Origin of the sequence: Shewanella sp. SM95, from assembly GCF_025653595.1 — a bacterium.
GTDB classification, from domain to species: domain Bacteria; phylum Pseudomonadota; class Gammaproteobacteria; order Enterobacterales; family Shewanellaceae; genus Shewanella; species Shewanella oncorhynchi.
The window spans coordinates 1-22,018 of sequence record NZ_JAKKSE010000024.1; the positions used below are offsets into that span (position 1 = coordinate 1).

Annotated in this window: 19 protein-coding genes; 8 read left to right on the forward strand and 11 right to left on the reverse strand. The window is 47.3% G+C overall.

Features of this window, described 5'->3' with window-relative positions; all coding sequences use genetic code 11:
• The 5 genes from L5M29_RS19675 to hemC form a co-directional block, all read right to left on the reverse strand.
• The coding region (locus L5M29_RS19675; protein WP_263169593.1) for a retention module-containing protein at window positions 1-2,697 on the reverse strand (2,697 nt) is incomplete at its 3' end.
• Between the two features lie 433 nt (window positions 2,698-3,130).
• Window positions 3,131-4,297, reverse strand: coding sequence for a heme biosynthesis HemY N-terminal domain-containing protein (locus tag L5M29_RS19680; RefSeq protein ID WP_219251946.1), 1,167 nt, complete (start codon window positions 4,295-4,297; stop codon window positions 3,131-3,133).
• Window positions 4,294-5,475 (reverse strand): uroporphyrinogen-III C-methyltransferase, encoded by a 1,182-nt coding sequence (locus tag L5M29_RS19685; RefSeq protein ID WP_263169596.1) that lies wholly within the window; start codon window positions 5,473-5,475, stop codon window positions 4,294-4,296. The genes L5M29_RS19680 and L5M29_RS19685 overlap by 4 nt, the downstream gene beginning before the upstream one ends.
• A 60-nt stretch (window positions 5,476-5,535) precedes the next feature.
• Window positions 5,536-6,276 carry a uroporphyrinogen-III synthase gene (locus L5M29_RS19690; RefSeq protein ID WP_263169598.1) on the reverse strand — a complete coding sequence of 247 codons (741 nt, stop codon included), beginning with the start codon at window positions 6,274-6,276 and terminating at the stop codon, window positions 5,536-5,538.
• Between the two features lie 4 nt (window positions 6,277-6,280).
• The gene (gene hemC, locus L5M29_RS19695) at window positions 6,281-7,213 is read right to left on the reverse strand and encodes a hydroxymethylbilane synthase (protein WP_263169600.1); all 933 of its coding nucleotides are present in this window, start codon (window positions 7,211-7,213) and stop codon (window positions 6,281-6,283) included.
• A 202-nt stretch (window positions 7,214-7,415) separates the two neighbouring features.
• On the opposite strand from hemC, the gene L5M29_RS19700 reads away from it, so the two are divergent.
• Complete coding sequence (locus tag L5M29_RS19700) at window positions 7,416-9,827, forward strand: class I adenylate cyclase (RefSeq protein WP_263169601.1); 2,412 nt, start codon at window positions 7,416-7,418, stop codon at window positions 9,825-9,827.
• An 83-nt stretch (window positions 9,828-9,910) separates the two neighbouring features.
• Here L5M29_RS19700 and cyaY read toward each other — a convergent pair whose 3' ends face one another.
• A complete protein-coding gene (gene cyaY / locus L5M29_RS19705; protein WP_105250439.1) occupies window positions 9,911-10,240 on the reverse strand; it encodes an iron donor protein CyaY in 330 nt (109 codons plus the stop codon).
• 79 nt (window positions 10,241-10,319) lie between these two features.
• Here cyaY and lptM point away from each other — a divergent pair, with 79 nt between their 5' ends.
• From lptM to L5M29_RS19740, 7 genes are all read left to right on the forward strand, one after another.
• Window positions 10,320-10,511, forward strand: coding sequence for an LPS translocon maturation chaperone LptM (lptM, locus tag L5M29_RS19710; protein ID WP_168825920.1), 192 nt, complete (start codon window positions 10,320-10,322; stop codon window positions 10,509-10,511).
• A 57-nt stretch (window positions 10,512-10,568) separates the two neighbouring features.
• Window positions 10,569-11,813 (forward strand): diaminopimelate decarboxylase, encoded by a 1,245-nt coding sequence (lysA, locus tag L5M29_RS19715; RefSeq protein ID WP_263169603.1) that lies wholly within the window; start codon window positions 10,569-10,571, stop codon window positions 11,811-11,813.
• A gap of 76 nt (window positions 11,814-11,889) precedes the next feature.
• Window positions 11,890-12,717 carry a diaminopimelate epimerase gene (gene dapF, locus L5M29_RS19720; protein ID WP_006083422.1) on the forward strand — a complete coding sequence of 276 codons (828 nt, stop codon included), beginning with the start codon at window positions 11,890-11,892 and terminating at the stop codon, window positions 12,715-12,717.
• On the forward strand, window positions 12,714-13,343 hold the full coding sequence (locus L5M29_RS19725) for a DUF484 family protein (RefSeq protein ID WP_263169605.1): 630 nt from the start codon (window positions 12,714-12,716) through the stop codon (window positions 13,341-13,343). The genes dapF and L5M29_RS19725 overlap by 4 nt, the downstream gene beginning before the upstream one ends.
• A 57-nt stretch (window positions 13,344-13,400) precedes the next feature.
• The gene (xerC, locus tag L5M29_RS19730) at window positions 13,401-14,318 is read left to right on the forward strand and encodes a tyrosine recombinase XerC (RefSeq protein WP_263169606.1); all 918 of its coding nucleotides are present in this window, start codon (window positions 13,401-13,403) and stop codon (window positions 14,316-14,318) included.
• Between the two features lie 3 nt (window positions 14,319-14,321).
• Window positions 14,322-15,053 (forward strand): HAD-IA family hydrolase, encoded by a 732-nt coding sequence (locus L5M29_RS19735; RefSeq protein ID WP_263169609.1) that lies wholly within the window; start codon window positions 14,322-14,324, stop codon window positions 15,051-15,053.
• A gap of 113 nt (window positions 15,054-15,166) precedes the next feature.
• Window positions 15,167-15,745, forward strand: coding sequence for a HupE/UreJ family protein (locus tag L5M29_RS19740; RefSeq protein WP_105250432.1), 579 nt, complete (start codon window positions 15,167-15,169; stop codon window positions 15,743-15,745).
• Window positions 15,746-15,774: 29 nt separating this feature from the next.
• On the opposite strand, the gene L5M29_RS19745 is transcribed toward L5M29_RS19740, so the two are convergent.
• The 5 genes from L5M29_RS19745 to dusB form a co-directional block, all read right to left on the reverse strand.
• Window positions 15,775-16,278, reverse strand: coding sequence for a helix-turn-helix domain-containing protein (locus L5M29_RS19745; RefSeq protein ID WP_105250431.1), 504 nt, complete (start codon window positions 16,276-16,278; stop codon window positions 15,775-15,777).
• Between the two features lie 132 nt (window positions 16,279-16,410).
• Entirely contained in the window at window positions 16,411-17,166 is a 756-nt protein-coding gene (gene ric, locus L5M29_RS19750) for an iron-sulfur cluster repair di-iron protein (RefSeq protein WP_131523376.1), read from the reverse strand.
• Window positions 17,167-17,394: 228 nt separating this feature from the next.
• On the reverse strand, window positions 17,395-20,385 hold the full coding sequence (locus L5M29_RS19755; protein WP_263169612.1) for a UvrD-helicase domain-containing protein: 2,991 nt from the start codon (window positions 20,383-20,385) through the stop codon (window positions 17,395-17,397).
• A 311-nt stretch (window positions 20,386-20,696) separates the two neighbouring features.
• Entirely contained in the window at window positions 20,697-21,002 is a 306-nt protein-coding gene (gene fis / locus L5M29_RS19760) for a DNA-binding transcriptional regulator Fis (protein WP_006083371.1), read from the reverse strand.
• A 16-nt stretch (window positions 21,003-21,018) separates the two neighbouring features.
• The gene (gene dusB, locus L5M29_RS19765; protein ID WP_105250428.1) at window positions 21,019-21,987 is read right to left on the reverse strand and encodes a tRNA dihydrouridine synthase DusB; all 969 of its coding nucleotides are present in this window, start codon (window positions 21,985-21,987) and stop codon (window positions 21,019-21,021) included.
• Between the last annotated feature and the right edge of the window lie 31 nt (window positions 21,988-22,018).

The window sequence follows — 22,018 nt, forward strand, 5'->3', positions numbered from 1 at the left end:
GTTGGCGCCATTGGTGACGCCGGTGACGGCGGCATCGCTGTTTTCAAAGGTGTCGTTGTCGAGCACATCAATGATAACGGCGGTGTCTTCGTTGGTGAGGGCGGTGTCGGCCACGATATCCGCGACCGGGGTCACGGTGACGCTAATCACTTGGGTGACACTGTTGCCATCATCATCGGTGATGGTAACGGTGAAGCTGTCGTTGCCGTAGTAGTCTGCGACAGGGACATAGCTCCACAGGCCCGTTGCCGGGTCAATGGTGGCGGTGCCGTTGGCGGGATTGCCGCTGACGGTAAACACTGTGCCGTCCGTCAGGCCATCGGCATCAGTCGCGGTTAAGGTGCCAGTGATGGCCGCGGCATCTTCAGCGCCATTGCCTGAGGTGCCGCCAGTGACCGTGGTCGGATCATCGACTGGCGTTACTTTAATCGTTAATGTGGCGGTCGAACCAGTGTTAGTCGTGTAGGTGATGACCGGCACTGTGCCGTTCCAGTTTGCATTCGGCGTGAAGGTGTAAGAGCCATCGGCATTGATGACTAAGCTGCCATCCTCTAAAGTAACTGTGGTGCCCGCGGTCACGGTATCGTTGTTTACGGTAAAGCTGACCACAGATAGTTCATTATCCACATCGCTGTCATTGGTGAGCACGTTGCCTGTGGCAATCGAGTCTTCATCAACGGTATTAGTATCGTTGGCTAACGCAGAGGCATCATCAACAGGGGTCACATTAATGGTTAATGTGGCTGTTGAACCAGTGTTAGTCGTGTAGGTAATGACAGGTACTTGGCCATTCCAGTTTGCATTCGGCGTGAAGGTGTAAGAACCATCGGCATTGATGACTAAGCTGCCGCCTTCTAGGGAAACAGTGGTGCCTGCGGTAACGGTATCGCCATTCACAGTGAAGCTGACAACGGAAAGGGGGCTGTCGATATCGGAATCATTATCAAGCACATTGCCTGTTGCTGCAGTGTCTTCTGCAACTGTGGCGCTGTCATTTGCAAGGATGGAAGTATCATCGACAGGGCTGATATTAATGGTTAGCGTTGCTGTTGAGCCCGTGTTGGTCGTGTAGGTAATGACAGGAACTTGGCCATTCCAGTTTGCATTAGGCGTGAAGGTGTAAGAGCCATCGGTATTGATGACTAAGCTGCCGCCTTCTAGGGAAACAGTGGTGCCCACGGTAACAGTATCGCCGTTCACGGTGAAGCTGACAACGGACAGGGTGCTGTCGATATCGGAATCATTATCAAGCACATTGCCTGTAGCTACAGTATCTTCTGCAACTGTGGCGCTGTCATTTGCAAGGATGGAAGGATCGTCGACAGGGTTAACATTAATAGTTAGCGTTGCTGTTGAGCCAGTGTTAGTGGTGTAGGTGATGACTGGTACTTGGCCATTCCAGTTGGCATTGGGTGTGAAGGTGTAAGAGCCATCGGCATTGATGACTAAGTCGCCGCCTTCAAGTTCAACTGTGGTGCCTGCGGCCACTGTATCGCCATTCACGGTGAAGCTAACGACCGATAAGGTGTTATCCACATCGCTGTCATTGGTGAGCACGTTACCGGTGGCAACGGTATCTTCATCAACGGTATTAGTATCGTTGGCTAACGCAGAGGCATCATCAACCGGGGTCACATTAATGGTTAATGTGGCTGTTGAGCCAGTGTTAGTGGTGTAGGTGATGACTGGTACTTGGCCATTCCAGTTTGCATTTGGCGTGAAGGTGTAAGAGCCATCGGCATTGATGACTAAGCTGCCGCCTTCTAAGGAAACGGTGGTGCCGGCGGTAACAGTATCGCCGTTCACGGTGAAGCTGACAACGGAAAGGGTGCTGTCGATATCGGAATCATTATCAAGCACATTGCCAGTTGCTGCAGTGTCTTCTGCAACTGTGGCGCTGTCATTTGCAAGGATGGAAGGATCATCGACAGGGCTGATATTAATGGTTAGCGTTGCAGTTGAGCCCGTGTTGGTTGTGTAGGTAATGACAGGTACTTGGCCATTCCAGTTTTCATTCGGTGTGAAGGTGTAAGAGCCGTCGCTATTTAAAACTAAAACACCACCTTCGAGAGTCACTTCTGTGCCTGCTGCGTAGGTGGTACCGCTGATTTCGAAGCTCACAACACTTAGAGTTGAATCCACATCAATGTCGTTATCGAGCACATTGCCAGTCGCTACAGTATCTTCATTGGAAGTGTTGCTGTCATTAGCAAGTGCTGAAGGTGAGTCTGCTGCAATGGTGAATAGTGGAATATTAACCGTCGTTCCAGTCAGTGCTTGGCCGCTTGTTGAGTAGCCTGAAGCTGCAATGGTTTCTGTGCCGCTACGGGCTAGAGTGACATAGCCCGAGTTACCATCACTGCCTGGTGTGTTACCTGCTGCGGTTTCTGGTAGGTTCTGAGTTGGGTCTTCACCGGATGCAATAAGATCTTGTAATGCTTGAATTTCATCTAGGGCTGCTTCGTTAGCTGTGCCAGAGGCTGCTGCAGTAGTTTCGCTGGGCGCGACTTCATTTGATAGCTTAGTGCCATCATCGAAGGTAATTTCATAGGTTGCGTTTTCGCCAATATGGAGCACAGCACCTTTAGGGAGTTGTTCGCCATCCTTAGCGGGTTGATTTGAACCATCAACTTCGACATTGATTTGCCCTTTTACTAACTTAAGCAAACCTTTCTTTGATGTAATTACCGATCCCATAGTAAGCTCCCAACAGCCAAAGTGTGTTAATCCATAGACGCACAAGTCCAACAAATATGTCGCACTGTGATACAAGTGGTGGAATTTTAGCTAACGAAACGACTTAAGTCAATTTTTTGACGCGCTTGTGTTGCCTGTTCTTATGCGGTTTTACGGATCTTAATGCGCAAAAGTGACAATTTTTAGAACTGTAACTAGATGTAGTAGTTATATCTATAAAAAGGGCCGTATTTAGTACTTTTTAACTCTAAGATTAAGCATCGTTATAAGAAATTAATCTGGATTGGGGGAGTGGTTTTTACGGAAAAGAAGCGACACGATCTAGTTTTTAACATTTTTGGCAAGTTAAGTGGGTTTTAATATGCCAGCATTGGCAAGTGCCGTGATCTTTCGTTACTCAAATCACGGCTACTAGGTTGCAGGCATTGTAGAACTACAGATTAACCGCCTGACGATAACTTTGATTTGCGTTACCTTGTTCACCTAACTGTTCTTGAATCCGTGCAAGCGCCAACCAAGAGGCTTTTGTGGGTTCGAGTCGGCAAACATTTTGCCAGCAGGTTCTGGCTTCTTTCATATCCCGTGTTTGCTGATAAAGTTTAGCTAAGCACATCTGGTAGTCGGCATTATTCTCATGGGTGATTTCATGCTTGAGTAACTGCTTACGGATTTCTGTATCTTGGGCTGTCGTTATTTCTGGAATGACTTCTAAAAGCGCTGATTCAGGAGCAGTGCGTAATTTTTTCGAGAGTAGCTTCAGCGCTTGCTCTTTGCGATTAAAGCGGCATAAACCCACAGCATAAATCGCCAAAAACTCAGACTGATTGCGCTCACTGCGAGATAACCACTGCCAGCATTGTTCTAAGGCTGCTTCGCCTTTAATGGTTGCGGCTTTGAGTAAAGCGCAGTGAGTGATTACATTGAGTTCATTTAGCTGGGTGTCATCTAGGATCTGGCGCTTCTTCAAAATAGGTAACAATAGCTTGAGCGCATCCCAATCCTCTTGCGCTCGATATAACTCGAGGGCGAGTTTGAGTACCGGTGCTTTGCTCTTACTTGTGGGGGCTAATTTATCGAGCTCGGCGCGGGCTAAAGCTAACTCTCCTTGTTTTAACAGATATCGAGTACGCGTGGTTGCGACGGCATTCGCGGCCAGCGGTTGTGTTGCTGCACGGTCAAGATATTGATCACGCTCTGCTATTTTCTGTTGGTACTGGGCAGCACGAGCCGCTGCAAGTAAATTAAGTGCAGGGAGTTCGCCATTGTCGGCGCCTTTTATCATAGCGCGTTCTGCTGCTGGCCAATCTTCTTCTGCCAGAGCCAGTGCACCCATTAAGGTATGCTTTTTCGCGGAGCGACGGCGCCAGTGGCGAGGAATAAAACGGCTACGCAGCATGAGATTAATGGCGCTAATCACCAACCATTCTAGTACTTGGAACATGGCATAAAATACAATTAAGGCAATGATCCCAAAGACTAAACTGGTCTCAATCTGGTAGTCACCTGCCGCAATGTATACATAACCTGTGTTGCCCACCAACCAAGGGCTAATGCAGAGCCCTATTAGTATTATCCCTAAAAAAATTAATATCTTGATCATAATGGCACATCCTCTGATGAGGTCAGCTCACCATAGCTTGTCAGCTGTAATAGCAGAGGTTTAGCTGCAAAGGATTTCAGAGTAATAGGATCAAGTTCTAATGTCGCCAATGTATCGATTTTGGCGATGGCTTCAGCAGTGCTGTGATCTTGAGTATCAAAATAGGTTTGAATCCACTTACGCACCATCATTAATGATTGGTGATAAGCGGCTCTGTCGTAGCGGTATAACGCAAGTTGAGATTGCAGCAGTTTATGACGAATGTTTTCAACCAGATACCACTGTTGCTCAGGAGCAAGTAAAGCGGGTGCATCGGCGGTTCTATGGCGTATGGTGATAAAGTCTTGGGTTAACGCTTTCCACGTCTTCCCTAAGTTGCTCTGCCAGTCATTTAAATCGCCAGTAATGTTTGTATCTTCAGGGGCATCGGTTTCTGCATCGGTGCGATTAAGTGGCAGCTTATCGAGTTGCTCAATTAAGGCATCGAGTGCTAATACACTACCATCAATATCTGTGGTTTTAATACTTGCAGTCGCGGCGATATCTTTTGCCAGAGCTTTACGAATAGGTAGCAAAGCGGGATTGTTCATGGCGGCGATGGTTTCATCCGCCGACTTTAATAGATCGGTGGCGGTGCGGGGATCTTTTTCTAACCAAAGTTTACGGCCCGCCATGTTTACTAGATATTCGGCTTCTGACGCCATCCAATGCGTTGGGCTGCGTTGGGCGAGTTTATTGATCCTGTCCTGCAGTTGATTTTGGTCTTCTGCTAATTTTGTTAATTCTTGATAGGTCTTAGCATCATTCAGTTGTTGCTGTTCAAGCTGGCCAATACGTTGATTGGGTTGTAGCAGGGCTTGCTGTAATTGGTCCTGCAGGGCGATATTTTTCGCATCCTGCGCCAGCAGTTGCTGTTGCATCTGTTGGTATAACATAAAACCGCCGCCAAGGGTGCAAGCGGTTAAACCCAGCGCTAATAACACCCCAAAGCGAATCGCCCACGAGCTTCTATTGGATGCTGGCGTTTGACTCGGCGTGCTTGAAGGTGTGGCTTTGGCTGTTTGGGATTCAGAAGATGGCGCTGAAGTTATGGGCGTGTCATCAGTCGTTATTGATGGTTCAATAATAGAGGTAGCCTGTGATTCAGGGCTCTTTGCGTCGTGCTTGTTGTTATCCATTTAACAGTCCTTGAAAACATGCTACTGCCGAAATTCGAGTTAAATCGGGCTAAATAGCGCTTAGAGTTTAAGGGCGTTTAGCACGGCTTTGCTGTTGGCGGCATTGGCATTGGTGACTTGGGTTATACCAAAGGCGTGAGCTTGAGCTTCTACTCGGTTACTTGGGACTATGATATGACATGAGCGCAGCCATGCAAATAACTCTTTTGGCACTAGATTAATCAGGTTATCCAGTACTTCACCGCTGGTGACGACAATAGTGTCGATGCCAAACTCTTGCCATTGTTGTGCGATCTGTTGTCCATTGAGTGGTGGACAAGCCCGTTGATATACTTCCCAATAGCGCACTGTTGCACCGCGCTCAGCCAGTCGTTCAGCTAAGGCTTCACGGCCGCCAACGCCACGTATGATCGTAATCTGTTTACCTTTAATATCTTGCAGCGGCGCGAGCGTGAGTAGCCCTTCGGTCTGCTGACAGTCATCAGGGGCTTCTAGGGCCGAAATACCGAGCTGGTTTAATGCGTCCCAAGTCGCATGCCCTACCGCGAAGTAGTGAGCTGGAGGCCAAGCTTTATGGGGTGGATTTGTAGTAGTTAAGGCGTTATCCGCAAAAGTCACAGCATTGGCGCTGATGCAGATAATCATATCGGCGTGTGCCAAAGGATGCGGGGTATTCGTTGCGATAGCGGGCGTTGCTTCGACACACAGCAGAGGTGTGACCCAGTGAGCAATGCCTCGTTCATTCAAGGCATCGGCCATGGACTGATTGCGCCCCTCGGGGCGCGTCAGTAAGACTTTCATTGACTTAGGCTTTAGCGTAAACGGCGTCGAGAATGCTTTTGGCACCTTTGCTGAGTAACTCTTCAGCAAGGGCAACACCTAATTGCGTGGCTTCGGTTTTTGGACCTGTGATCACGCCTTCGATGATTTCACTGCCATCGGGGTTACCGACTAGGCCGCGTAGCGTCATCTTGTCACCATCGATTTCAGCAAATGCGCCAATCGGCACTTGGCATCCACCTTCAAGGCGAGTGTTCATCGCGCGCTCGGCAATCACACGGTAGCGAGTTTCTAAATGCTCTAATGGCGCCAGTAGCGCTCTAACACGTTCGTCGTTGATGCGACATTCGATACCTACAGCGCCTTGGCCGTTGGCGGGTAAGGATTCTTCTGCAGAAATAAAGCTGGCAATACGCTCAGACAATTTCAGACGGATTAAGCCAGCAGCGGCAAGAATAATGGCATCGTATTCGCCGTTATCAAGCTTAGCTAAACGAGTTCCAACGTTACCGCGTAAATCTTTGATGATGAGGTCGGGACGTGATGCACGTATCTGACATTGACGACGTAGGCTCGAGGTGCCCACAGTTGCGCCTAATGGTAATTCGCTGATCGATTTATATAAATTCGATACAAAGGCATCGCGGGGATCTTCGCGCTCGCAAATCACTTCAAGGCCTAAGCCTTCAGGGAAGTCGACTGGCACGTCTTTCATTGAGTGCACGGCGATATCGGCAAGATCGTCTAACATAGCGACTTCAAGCTCTTTGACGAACAAACCTTTACCGCCCACTTTGGCTAGCGGCGTATCTAAGATAACGTCGCCTTTAGTGCTCATTGGCAGCAATTCCACCACAATACCTGGGTGAATGCGTTCTAATTCGGCTTTAACAAATTCAGCTTGCCACATGGCCAGCGGACTCTTGCGGGTTGCGATACGTATGCGGTTCTCAGACATGCCTAGTTTCCATCAAAGATCTTAGTTGCGCCAATGCTAACATTGGCAAATCGTTTATGTAAGGAAGCCGTATCGATTCTTTGAAGTTGGCGATGTTCTAGATACCGTGAAAGTGTGACGTGCTTCACGTTTAGTTGCTCGAGTTTGTAAAAGTGTTAACATGAGCACATTTCCCATAAGTGCTTAAGTGTTGTGTTTTTGAATGGATCGGCAAATACAGTTTCCTGATATAGCAGAAAGACTTAATAAGGTACGTATTGCACGCGCCCTAGCTTTGCTATCGCCGCTACAAAAACACTTATTCCATTTGATCCCTTTTTTAATTCACCAGAACGGTGTTCAGTATCCTGGCTATCATGCCGCCAATACGCCCTGTGGAATCAACGAGTATCAGGTTGGTGAGACTGAGTCCCAGGCCTGCGATGTGTTCTCGCTGCCTTTTACTACTCAAGAAGCGGATATCAATGCCTTTGAAGGCGTTTATGCGATGGGGAGTACTGGCAGTTTTGGCCAAAATGCCAAGAGCGATGTCGATGTTTGGTTAGTACATAGGGCTGATCTGTGTGCTGAGGATTTGGCGCTAATCAAGATTAAAGCGACTCGATTGACTGCTTGGTTTGCCGAGTATCAGTTTGAGGTGAATTTTTACTTAGTTCATCCGCAGCAGTTTTGTGGCGGTAAAGCCGTTCGTGGATGTCAATCAGCGATGGCCCATGAGCATAGTGGTAGTATGCAACATTGGTTATTACTTGAAGAGTTTTATCGCAGCCAAATTCGTTTGGCAGGTAAAACGATTGCATGGTGGCCAGACGCTAAACTCAATCCTGCGCTCTTGTCCTTAGGCGATGTACATGAATTACCTGCGAGTGAGTACTTTGGTGCTTCGTTATGGCAGCTCTACAAGGGCTTAGAAAAGCCCCATAAGGCGCTGATTAAAGTATTGCTACTCGAGGCTTATGCCAGTGATTATCCCCATTCAACTCTGCTTTGTGATCACTTATGGCAGAAAACGCTTGCAGGTGATTTTTCGACTTCGAATGATGCCTATTACTCTATCTATGAGATTATCGAAACCTATTTACTTAAGCAGAATGATACTCGCCGACTAGAGATAGTGCGGCGCTGCTTCTATTTAAAATGTGGCGTGCACTTGAGTCGAACTCAAGAGGGCAAAGATTGGCGTTATCCTAAATTGCAAAAGCTGGTGCAGGATTGGCAATGGCCAGATAGTCTGATTAGCACTTTAGACAATTGTGAACATTGGCATAGTGGCCAGCTCAATTGGTTTAACGAGCAACTGAATGAACTGTTATTAGCGAGCTACCAAACCTTACTGCGCTTCGCATCGACCCATGAGCTCAATGAAGGCTTGCGGATTGAAGAGCTGGGCATGCTCACCCGTAAATTGCACACCTATTTTAGCCAAGACGAAGATCAAATCGCGAAGCTGAATCTACTGTGGAGTGCCTCGGTCGCTGAGTCCGAAGTGACTATGGTCTCAAGCTCCCGCGAGCGTCAATATTATTTGTATCGACAAGGGCCTCAGCCACAAAATTTGTTAGGCGAGTCTGCAATATGTAAGGGAAAAACCCCTTCAGCCTTAATGATTTGGGCATGTTTAAATGGGATCTCGACGCCGAGTACTCAATGGCATGAATATGGTCAGAGTAAGGCAAAGTCGAAACGGCTTACCGAAGCTTCTAAGCGGTTACTGAATTTTATCGACCACGATTGGCGTGTATCTAAACGTGACTTATGCCAGCCATGGCATTTTCGTAAGCTGATTTTCGTGCTCAATCTGGATTGCGATCCCACCATTGAATGGCAAGGACAGGAAATGATGGTCGATGTGATGAATGCGAACGTGTTCTCACTCGGGCGTAAAAAAGCCAATATGCTTGGGGCGTTAGATGCCATTTGTTTGAATAGTTGGGGTGAGTGGCAGTGCCATCGTTTCGAAGGGGATACCGCGGTATTGCAAGCCTTAGCCTTTGTGACCCCAGGACTCCGGCGGGCCAGCTTACCTGTGGATATGGATGTGATCAGCTGTTCACAGAAGTTACGCCCACAGCTTAAATTAGCAGTGAAAAATCTACTAAAACAAACCATGCGTTTGTGCCAACAAGTGCAGCAATCCAGCACCTTAGTGCAGCCACTGCAGATAAGTCGTACTCGCTATGGGATCTTTTTTAATCCCTTAGGCATGGCCTATCAGGACTTAAGCGATGCCAAGTCATTTTATCAACAGTTATCCCGCAGTCATCTTGTACTATTGCCGCGGCCTGAATTAGGTGACGATCCCTTTTCGAGTATGCCGAAAGTGGTGCAGAACTATGCGGCTAAAGGCGCGATTCAGTATTTTCTACGCCAACGGGTCGATAACTTGGATGTATTTATCCTCGATGAGGAAAATCAACTAAGCCATTACGTGCAGGCGGGATCAAACATGGCCGAGTTGGTAAATAAAGTGAGCCATCACTATGTGTTCGATGAGCATTATGCTTCACGGGCGCGGTTTAATATTCCGCAATTTTTCCATTTAGTGCGGGTAGCCGGAGAGTTAACGGTGGCACCTTTCGGTATCGATGTTAGCGATCAAGACACTGAGTTTTAGCTGGTTTTTAACATAAATAATGGGAGCCAAGGCTCCCATTCTTGTTTTGTACTATTACGGTTTTGCACTAGGACAGGCTTAGATTAGAAGCTAAGCTTAATGCCGCCTTGGCGCTCGATAGACTCTTGCACGAATGGCATAAATTCGCCGCCATTTCGTCCGTCCATCCATTTACCTTCAACAAAACCAAAGTGATATCCACCAAAGCGTGTGGCGACCCAAATCTCATGCAAAGGTTCTTGCTTGTTGATCACTATCTTAGAGCCATCAACAAATTCTAATTGCAATACGTTGCCACTGGCATCGATATCAAGATCGGCATCTTGCTCATCAATCGCAGTTTCAATCGCATTTTCTATGGCTTGGAACATGTCATCGGCGAGCTGGTGAAATTCTGTATCTGTCATGGCCATGCATTTCTGTCCTTTGCTTTCGTCAAGATGGGTGCGATTATAAGGCCATTAGTCACCAGATGCACAGATGTTGAGAAAAATGAGACTGTTTTTATTGTTATTGCTTGGTAGCCTATTCATTACTGCATGCGGCCAGAAGGGCCCCCTCTATCGATCTCCGGCCACAGAGGTGAATCAGCCTAAAAAGGTTGAAGCGTCTAAACCTGAGCCTGAAGTAGAAGAGATTAAAACCGAAATTCGAGCCATCGAAGTACAAAAAACACAACAATAATAGCAGCTATAACTATCATCACTATCGCAGCGATAAAGCGCAGTAAGGAATCAGACATTGGATCACTTTCTCTACCAACAAAATGCCCTGCACGCCGAAGGCTGCCAGGTCGCCGACTTAGCTCAAACCTATGGTACGCCGCTGTATATCTATTCCCGCGCCACGCTAGAGCGCCATTGGCATGCCTTTAATAACGCCGTGGCAGATCATCCACATTTGATTTGTTACGCGGTTAAAGCTAATTCGAACTTGGCCGTACTGAATGTGCTGGCACGTTTAGGCAGTGGTTTTGATATCGTTTCGGGTGGTGAGTTAGCAAGAGTGATTGAAGCGGGCGGCGATCCCGCTAAAGTGGTGTTCTCTGGCGTGGGTAAAACTGCGACCGAAATGGAACAGGCACTTAATCTGGGCATTTACTGCTTTAACGTCGAGTCGAGCGCCGAGCTTGAGCAGTTAAATTTGGTCGCAGGTCGTTTAGGTAAAGTGGCGCCAGTTTCCTTGCGAGTCAATCCCGATGTGGATGCGGGTACTCATCCCTATATTTCGACTGGCCTTAAAGAAAATAAATTCGGTATCGCTATGGATGAGGCCGAAACCGTCTTCGCCCGTGCCCATGCGTTGCCACATTTAAAAGTGAAAGGTGTCGATTGCCATATCGGCTCACAACTGACTGAAATCAAACCATTCCTCGATGCGATGGATCGTATGCTTGCGTTAATCGACCGTTTGGCCGAGCAGGGTATAGTTATTGAGCATTTCGATGTGGGTGGTGGTTTAGGGGTGACCTATGATGCCGAAACGCCGCCACATCCTGATGTGTATGCCGCCGCCATATTGGCGCGTTTGGGCGACCGTCAACTTAAGCTAATCTTCGAGCCGGGCCGTGCGATTGCCGCCAATGCGGGGATTTTTGTTACTCAAGTGCTGTATCTTAAAGAAAACAGCGACAAACGTTTTGCGATTGTCGATGGCGCGATGAATGACTTAATTCGCCCAGCACTTTACAGTGCATGGCAAAATATTATCCCAGTCGTGCCAAGGGACTCAGAGGCCTATGAGTTTGATATTGTTGGCCCAGTGTGCGAAACCGGTGACTTTTTAGGTAAAAATCGCCAGCTCGCGTTAGCCGCGGGTGATTTACTGGCGGTGCGTTCGAGTGGTGCCTATGGTTTTGCCATGGCCTCTAACTACAACACTCGTCCTCGTGCGGCTGAAGTTATGGTGGATGGTGAGCAGGCTTTCTTAGTGCGTGAGCGAGAAAAATTGTCTCAGCTCTGGCAAGGTGAGCAACTCCTGCCGTAAACTAGAAAAATTATATTGATTCAGGCGCTTGGTTTCATACTTTATGAGCGGCGCCTCGGCTTAAAGGATAAGTATCTTGATCCAATTCACTAAGATGCACGGACTGGGCAACGATTTTATGGTGGTCGATGGGGTCACGCAGAACGTGTTCTTTTCGCCTGAGCAGATCCGCCGTTTAGCCGACCGTAACTTTGGCATAGGTTTCGACCAACTACTCTTAGTTGAGCCGCCCTATGATCCCGATTTAGATTTTCATTATCGCATCTTCAATGCCGATGGCACTGAAGTCGAACAATGCGGCAATGGCGCCCGCTGTTTCGCCCGTTTTGTGCGTAATAAAGGCCTGACAAATAAGAGTAAAATCCGTGTCAGTACTTCGTCTGGCAAGATGACTTTGCGCTTAGAGCGAGACGGTACTGTTACCGTGAATATGGGCGTGCCGATCCTCGAACCGAGCCAGATCCCCTTCAAAGCCAAGAAACCTGAAAAAACCTATTTACTGCAAACACCGATGCAAACCTTTTTGTGTGGCGCGGCTTCTATGGGCAATCCCCATTGTGTGCTCGACGTTGAAGATGTGGCGAGCGCCTCCGTTGCTGAAATTGGTGCCATGCTCACTAAGCATGAGCGTTTTCCCCGTGGTGTGAATGTGGGATTTATGCAGGTCGTGGACTCAGGTCACATTAAGCTGCGGGTGTATGAGCGCGGCGCGGCCGAAACCTTGGCCTGTGGTACAGGCGCATGTGCAGCTGTAGTTGTGGGTCAAGTGCAAGGAAAGCTCGGCCAGCAAGTGCGGGTGGATTTACCCGGCGGTACTTTAACCATTAACTGGGAAGGCGAGGGTAAACCTTTGTGGATGACGGGCCCCGCGCAGCACGTTTACGATGGACAAATTCAGTTATGACAGAGCCCTTGATGCCGCAGACGGATGTGCCTTTCGATGAGTTGATTATTCGCGAGTATCTGCTGGATAATCCTGATTTTTTCAATCGCTATCCCGAACTATTGCTGGCAATGCGTCTGCCCCACCTGGAGCGCGGCGCCATCTCTTTGGTGGAACGTCGTCAAGAAATGCTACGCCAGCGAGTCAGCCAGTTGGAAGAAGAGATCACCAGTCTGTTAACGATGGCGGCGCGCAACGAGAAAATTTACCAATTCAATACTGAGTTATCCTTCCAACTACTGAATTGTGCCGATCTAGTGTCACTCAAAGAAATCTTAGCCGACAGTTTAAAATTACAGTTTAATTTCAGTCATGTGCGTTTGATCAGCGTTCTCGATGCCGATATGAAGGCAATATGGGATCAAAGGCTGCATAAAGGTCACTATTTTGGTCGGCTAACGCAACAAGAAGCCAAACGGTTATTTGGTAGCGAAGTGGGCTCGGTGGCACTGACTAAATTGTCGGAAGACAACCCAGTGATTTTTGCCATTGCTAGCCAAGATGCCACCCATTTTCATCCTGATATGGATAACATGCTGCTGGAACAACTGCGGCGTTTGCTGGCGCACATGCTCGCTAAGCTGTAATGGCTGTCGAGCGATTGTGTTCACTCAAGGCTTAGCAAAACCCATGAGGAAACCGATATGAGTACGCAAACAGCCGAAGTGTCGGCGCTTAATACTCAATGGTTACAAACCTTTGAACGCTATCTGAGTACCGAGCGGCAGTTGTCGGCCCATACAGTACGTAATTATCTTTTTGAGCTTAATCGCGGAAGCGATCTCTTGCCTGAAGGCGTGCATTTACTCAATGTGAGCCGCGAGCATTGGCAGCAAGTGTTAGCCAAATTGCACCGCAAAGGCTTAAGCCCACGCTCACTTTCCCTGTGTTTATCGGCGGTAAAACAATGGGGTGAATTTTTGCTGCGCGAAGGCGTGATTGAGCTAAATCCCGCCAAAGGCTTAAGTGCTCCTAAACAAGCCAAACCGCTGCCGAAGAATATCGATGTCGATGCCATCAGTCATTTACTGGATATTGAAGGTACAGATCCGCTGAGTCTGCGGGATAAAGCCATGATGGAATTGTTTTATTCTAGTGGCTTACGTTTAGCGGAACTCGCCGCGCTTAATCTATCCAGCGTGCAATACGATTTGAAAGAAGTGCGAGTCTTAGGTAAAGGCAATAAGGAACGTATCGTCCCCGTCGGTCGTTTAGCTATTGCTGCTTTGCTGAATTGGCTCAATTGCCGAAAGCAGATCCCCTGTGAAGATAACGCCTTATTTGTGACCGAAAAGGGCAAGCGACTCTCTCATCGTAGTATTCAGGCGCGGATGGCGAAATGGGGGCAAGAACAGGCATTGTCGGTGCGCGTGCATCCGCATAAACTGCGCCATTCCTTTGCTACTCACATGTTAGAAGCGAGCGCCGATCTGCGGGCGGTGCAAGAATTATTGGGCCATGCGAACCTAGCGACCACGCAAATTTATACCAGTTTGGATTTCCAACACTTAGCTAAGGTGTATGATAACGCCCATCCTAGAGCGAAAAAAAACACAGGATAAATAATGCGTTGCTATCTTAGACCTCAAAATATTCAAGCGATCAGTTTCGATCTCGACGATACCCTGTACGACAATCTACCGCATATTTTAAATGCCGAAGCTGAGCTAGCGACGTTTCTGTTGCAGACTTATCCATTGTCGCAGGCGTGGAAAACCCATGATTGGCGCAGGCTAAAACTGCAACTGCTGCAGCAAAATCGCGAGCTCGCCCATGATACCAGCGCAGCCCGTTTAGCTACGCTTCGCCAAGGCCTAATACAGCTAGGGTATTCGGCGACTGAAGCCGAACGCGGCGCCGAGCAAGGATTAGCATGCTTTTATTTTTACCGCAGTCATTTCCAAGTGTCTGACGAAGTGCTCTTATTACTCAAGCGCTTATCGCAGCATTTTAGATTAGTCGGGATCACCAATGGCAATGTGGATGCCGAGCGGATTGGTTTAGGTGATGCCTTCGAGTTTGTGTTGCATCCAGGTAATGGCGTGCATATGAAACCCGCTAAAGACATGTTCGAATTGGCCTGCTCGCGGTTAAAGATTGCACCGCAACATTTACTGCATGTTGGCGACAGTATGAATGCCGACGTTCGTGGTGCTCGGTTGGCGGGGTGCCAGTCTGTGTGGCTAAATCCCAGTTTTGGTCGAGTCGATTCCTTACCGATAGCCGCCTTGTTGCCCCATTTAGAAATAGCCTCCCTCGACGCTTTGACAAAAGTATTGGCTATCGACGCAAACTAACTTAGCGTGCATTTTTAATCTGTATCTTTGGGTGATTGAGATCAAGGTTTGCCAGCCAAATTTGCACTAAAGTTAAGTTTTATATCACTAAAGTCACTGACTAAGGCTATTTTATGGCGCGTATCGGGTTGTTATTACTGCTCACTTTATGTTGGATCGCGCCGGTATCGGCCCATGAGATCCATTCAGGTGGCGGTTTCATGTCGGGTTTTAACCATCCCGTATTGGGCTTCGATCACTTGCTGGCTATGCTGAGTGTGGGCATGTTGAGCACCCAGCTCGGTGGCCGCGCGATTTGGACTGTCCCCTTAGCATTTGTCACCTTTATGTTAGTGGGTGGGATTTTAGGTTTATATGCGATTGCTGTTCCCTTTGTTGAAATAGGTATTGCCCTCTCTGTGTTGTTGCTCGGTCTTGCCATCGCTTTTGATCGTCAAATCCCGTTGTTATTCGCTATGGCCTTTGTGGGCGTATTCGCGATTTTTCATGGTCACGCCCACGGCGCTGAAATGCCGGAATTGGCTAGCCCAGTCCTGTATGCCCTAGGATTTTTATTTGGTACAGCAGTCATCCATTTAGGCGGCGTAATGATAGGCCTTGGAATGCAGCGGATGACAGGGCAACGCAATTTAATGCGCGTTACTGGCGTAGCGATTGCGGCCATGGGCGGCTATCTATTAGCAGGTTTTTAACGTAATAACAGGATGTTAGATTTACTGGATTAACGTGCCTTGAGTTGCTTCATGCAAAGATGGGCGCGGCGTAGCAGTAGATTGACTTGCCGACGGCTCGCGTGCATGTCGGCATCTCCCACCCTAAAATAACTTCCAGTGTAAGGATCGCTGCCTACGTAGATAGGTTTTAGCTGCTCAGGCGCCAGCGGTACGCGGATACGAATGAGTTTTTTGTTCATAATTTCAATAATCTGTACATCCGAGATCGCTAAAAGATTGTGACTCGTGCGACTCGGGTCATCGAGGATTTCCCAAAATTCTTGCAAGACGGGAAGGGGGTTGGGAATGCCTTCAATACTGAAATGGCCACGCTCTTCCCGCACACCTAGGATGATCTCGCCACCCAAAGTGTTGGCAAAAGAGCTATAAGTCGCCCAAATGTCTTCGGGTAATTGACCTTGGCCATCGCGGCCACCTGCGAGTTTAAATTCTACTTGGGCCGATTCGTGCAAATTGGCAATATCATCGAGTGCAAATGATTGAAATGTCATGGCAGCTTATCCGTCAGCGACACATGACTTGTTGTAGCACGTCAACAATTGAAAGGCCAGACTTAGGTCTGGCCTCAAGGTTAAGCGGAAAATCTGTAATTTGGAGCCGCTACGGGATAAACATTTAATCAATTATTGAGTCAGACCCAATGCCTTAGGAAAAAGAATATTGTTTTCTAAGTGAATATGCTGATGTAAGTCCGCCTCAAATTCCGCCAGAGTGGCATAACAAACACGCCATGTAGTGCACGCATATTCAGGTGGTGTGAAGTCGTTAGTGAGCTCGTGTAATTTTTGCAAAATCAAACCGACTTCTTCATGCTCATGTTGCATCGCATTGATGGGGTTGCCAATATGGCCAAAGCAAGCCTCAACCTGCTCTCCATGACTCATGGCGCGGATCGCCGGAAACAGTATTTTTTCTTCCTTCATTAAATGTGGCATTAAGTCTTCAACTAAGGCTCGTACCCAACCCGCAAAGGGAACGATTTCGGCATAGTGCTCACCGTGAGCGCGAATCATCTTTTCGGAATATTCGACTAATAAAGGGGCTTTTTCGCGCACGTATTGATGGTGCGTTGATTCTATATATTCGATAAGTTGATCTAAGGGTAATTGATTTAATTCATCTTCTTTGCTACCGGTAAGTGTTGCGGCATTCAGCGCAGCAACCACTTTTGCAGGATCTACATCTGCACGCTCACAGGCGACCGCCAGTGATTTACCCCCGCCACAACAAAAATCGATACCAAATTGACTAAACACATGTGCGCGGCGAAAGTCTTCTGCCACTAGTTCACCTATTTTTCGTTCTAGCCAATGATTGTGTTGAGAATTAAACCCATGGGGTGGGAGTTGTGCATCTTTTGAGACAGAAGTGGCAGACATGAGTAGCTCCAGAGCAGCAATAAATTTACATTCATATTATTTGCAGCTTTTAATCGTGGCAACTAAACCCGACTAAAATAGTCAGAATTTGCCGATGATGTCACAGTTAGTTGAGCGAAATATCTCTTAAGGAGTAGGTCACCCAACTTATTTGTAGCTGGCAAATTGGCTCTCGAAACGTTGAGATACTGAGTGACGATCACGCCAAAGCGTTTCATTTTTTATCACTTAATTCGGAAGCGACAACTTGGCCTTGTTTAGAATATTCATGCAGCTGGGTAGGTTTTGCCCGCGGTAATTGCGACAAGCCCAAAAGGGGCCGAATCGACCATCCTTTAACAGCATATCGCCACCACAGAGGCTACAAAGTGGTGCTATATGACCACAGTTCTCATTCAAACATACCTTAAAGCCAGCAAAGCGTGTGCGGGTCATTGGGCTAGCACAGAGCTCACAACATTCTTCCTTGTGATCGCAAAGGGGAAAATGTGAGCAGGAATAAAACGATTTAAATTTTCCCGTTCTAGGCTTAAGCGTTCCCGTGCTACAACGCACGCATTTTATGTCTTCAAATAACCTTTGTACTAAAGAGGTGCTGAACTCATCTTGTTCAATTGCGTAGCCTTTTGTAAGCAGTTCGGTGACGAATGGGCTCACGTCTGTCATATCGGCAATCACATAGGCGCGGTGTTTTGCCCGCGTTAACGCGACATAAAACAGTCGACGTTCTTCTGCAAATTCAAACGCTTCCGTTTTTGGTAAAAATGCATCTAGTATCGGAGGAGTGACTTTCATTGAAGGGAAGCCATGCATTCCCGTCTTCATCCCCATGATCACCACATAATCGGCTTCTTTCCCTTTCGAAGCATGAAAAGATTGGCACTCAATTTTCAAGTTAGGGTACTTAGCCTCGAGTTGGTTTACTTGGGTTTTATCGGGTAGCTGAAACCAAAAACGTGCCAGTAAATAGACGCTTGCTACGCTGTTAAGTTTGTCACTTCTAGCGCTTATCCTTGCACTAATGGCCGTTAATGCTTGTTCCAGTGCATTTGGGCTTGGTTCATTTAGGCTTGATTGCTCGTTTTCTCCGCGGCGTAATATTGAGACTGTAGGGTAGGCTACCTGCATGAGGGAGCGAATATCCTTGCTCAATTGCGTGGGATTCTGGGTGACAAACTGAGTGGCGACTTGCCCAATACTACTGTTAAACCTAAAAGTCAGATCCAAGTAGCTTTGGGCTGTTGGGCCAAAATATTGGCTAAATTGCGTGGTTAAACTCACATCTGCACCGCTAAAACGATAAATTGCCTGCCAGTCATCCCCGACACAAAATAAAGACGCCAACGCTTTAGAATGGGGTGCACAGGAATCTCTCAAGGCGCGGACTAAGCGGGCACGCGGTTCTGAAATATCTTGGAACTCATCCACCATAATAAAACGCCACGGGCTAATGAATTGCCCGCGTTGTAGATACGTCAACGCTTTGCCAATCATGTCCTCAAAATCAATGTCGCCATTTATCGCTAAATGCTGCTCATAGCGCGTGAGTATGGGCTCAAGCAGTTCGAATGCCTTGCGGGTCTGCCGAGCATCGGCGGCGCGAGCAAATACAGCCTCAAGCCCATGTTCATCAAGGCAAGCCGCTTTATACAGCCCTATCAGCTGACTAAACATTTTTGCCAATTCGGTCACGCGGCCAAGTTCATGTAGGGTTGCTAGTATGGCTTCATCGGGTAAGGGCGCATATTGTACTTTAAAGACCTGTAAAGCTTGCTCAAGCTTACTGATTAACAACCCTTTTTTATGTTGGTAATAAAATAGCTCAACACATTTAGTGCCATGCTGTTGATGTAGCTGGCGTTTCCATGCCATCGATTCCAAGTACTTCTGGTTATCGATATAAGGAGCGGTATGCTGGTGTTCATCAATACCATAGTATTCAAGATAAATTTGATATTCAGGCAGATAGAAATCGGGTTGATACTGACGAAAATCAATACTGCGCACATCATGCTCATACTTAGCTTCATAGACATATTCGATGCCATTGCTAAATAGCCAGTTGGCAATGTAGAGCTCACCAAAGCTTTTGACTCGCTCACCCTTAAGACTGCGAATATCGTTATCATTCAAGTATTGAAAATACTCGCCTTCCATATCGAACTCGAATGGGCTTTTTTCAACATAATAGAAACGGCTGAAATATTCGAAAAGTTGTTTACGGTAAGCCTCATCTCCAATCAAAGTCTCAAGGGTATTGTGCACCCACAGCGCTTTGGCTTTGTCATCCTCCGCTAAAGGGGACAAACTCGGTTTCGCTCGCTCAACGTCGGCGATAATTTTTGAGCCTAAACTGTGGAAGGTGCTCGCCTTGATATCATCCGTACCGAGCCTGTTTTTAATCCGCTCATCCATCTCGTCAGCCGCTTTACGGCCATAGGCTAATAGCAATATTTCATCGGCTTTTGCTTGACCACTCTTAAGCAAATATCCTGCTCGACCAACCATCACACTGGTCTTTCCCGTGCCCGCGCCTGCCAATAACAGGTTATTGTTATCATCGATAATACAAGCTCGGCACTGTTTTTCGGTTAAGGGATTAGATTCTACATGCTCAAAATAGTCAGCAAATTTAATGAGCTGCGACTGAATGTAATCTTCACGCAACTGCTTTATATCGGCGCGAGTCCAGCGGTGGATTTGCTTAAGCCTTGCTAACACTGTGTGTAAATGTGCAGACAATGGCAGGTTTTCACACCAAGGGAACCAGTGCTGGTATTCGCGCGCGACTCTGGCTTGTATCATTTCTAAACGTGATTCACGTAAATAAGTGTGTGTCAGTGTCTTATCCACTTTCGCCATTAACTCAGCAACGCGCGGCCCATTGGCATTTGCCCAATACTGTGCGATTTGATTGCTAAATTGATGCTGTGCAAAATAGCTGAGAAACGGCAGTTGATAGGCTTTGCCTAATACCGTGAAACCGAGTAAATAACCTAGTGGACTTAAGGTAAAAAATGGTGGGGAATCGAGCTGTTGCCAGGTAAAACATTCGTCAGCTTCTACTTTGTTAGTGCTGCGAGGGTGAGCAAAAAAGCCGCCTTTAGTGCGATTAATGCTAATACCACTCGTGGTGAGTTTTACCGCATCAGCTTTGCCAATAAAGAAACGGCCAAACCAACTGTGTTTGATATCTTGCTCAGAGTGATTCAATGACAATGTAAAACCTACGGCTAAAAAGTTTTAGAGTTAACAGACTGATTTTTAAATGCATTATAACTTAAAAACCGATGGCTCGTGTCAAGGTTGTGCTATGGGCTGTATGGATTATTTATTGATTTTGGTCGCTAGATGGAGCAAAACTTAGGTATTCGTTAACTAGGTCTTAGTTTGAAGTGAGATGAATGATAAACCAAGCATGATTTTGACTGTGTGTAACTATGTATTAGAAAGGCGTGTATCAGAAAGCAAAAAAGCCTGAATCTCTTCAGGCCTTTTCTTTTTCAATACAACAGCTTAATCCTTGCGGATTAATTCATGCCGTATTTTTTCAATTTTTTACGCAGAGTACCACGGTTGATACCTAGCATGTTTGCTGCGCGGGTTTGGTTGCCACGAGTGTGTTGCATGATGATGTCAAGCAGAGGCGCTTCAACTTCGCTTAGCACCATTTCATAAACTTCTTGTGCTTCCTGACCGTCCAACTGTGCGAAGAAGTTAGTTACGGCACGCTTGACGGCGTCACGTAATAACTGGGGCTTGATAGTGCCGTTTGCGGTTTCGATTTTGCCAACGGTAAGCTGGTGAACTTCTGTGTTAGTTGTCTGATCAAACATTCTATTCTGCTCTTTATTAATTCTGTACTAATTCATCAAAATAACATTCCACGAGGGAATACTGTTCTGCAGCGGTTTCCAGCCGATTAAAGTCAGCCCTAAATTGGCGCTGAGCTTCTTGGTCTAGGTACCATCCCATATGTTTTCTGGCGAAGCGGATACCCTTGTATTCACCATATAAGTCATACAGTTTGGTGAGGTGTTCCAGCATCACTTGACGCTGTTCGGCAACCTCAATGGGCGCTAGCTTATTACCCGTTTCCAAGTAGTGCTGGATTTCTCTGAAAATCCAAGGCCGTCCTTGAGCACCCCGTCCTATCATCAAGGCATCGGCACCGGTGTATTCCAGCACAAAGCGGGCTTTCTCCGGACTGTCGATGTCCCCATTGGCGACGACAGGAATCGAGACATTCTGTTTGATTGCTTTGATCGTGTCGTACTCGGCGTTGCCTCTGTACATACATTGTCTCGTGCGGCCGTGAACGGCGAGCGAGGCGATGCCACAATCCTCTGCAATCTGGGCGATTTGAACACCATTCTTGTGCTCTGGCTCCCAGCCGGTGCGAATCTTTAACGTGACAGGCACATTCACTGCGGCGACCACGGCTTGTAAAATCTCTTTTACCAGCGGTGGATTTTGCATTAGCGCCGAGCCTGCCAGCTTTTTATTCACTTTTTTCGCCGGGCAACCCATATTGATATCAATGATGTGAGCACCTTGTTCGACATTGAACAAGGCAGCTTGCGCCATTAAATCAGGATCAGCCCCTGCAATTTGCACTGAGCGGATGCCTTCCTCGCCAGAATGCGTCATGCGCTGGCGGCTTTTATCTGTATCCCAAACCTCGGGATTGGATGAAAGCATCTCGGAAACCGCTAAGGCTGCACCATAACGAAGACAAAGATTGCGGAAGGCTTGATCGGTGACACCTGCCATTGGTGCCACGATCAGCTGATTGTTCAGTTGATAGGGTCCAATCTGCATTTTATGTTTCACCTTAGCTCTTCAAAGGGGC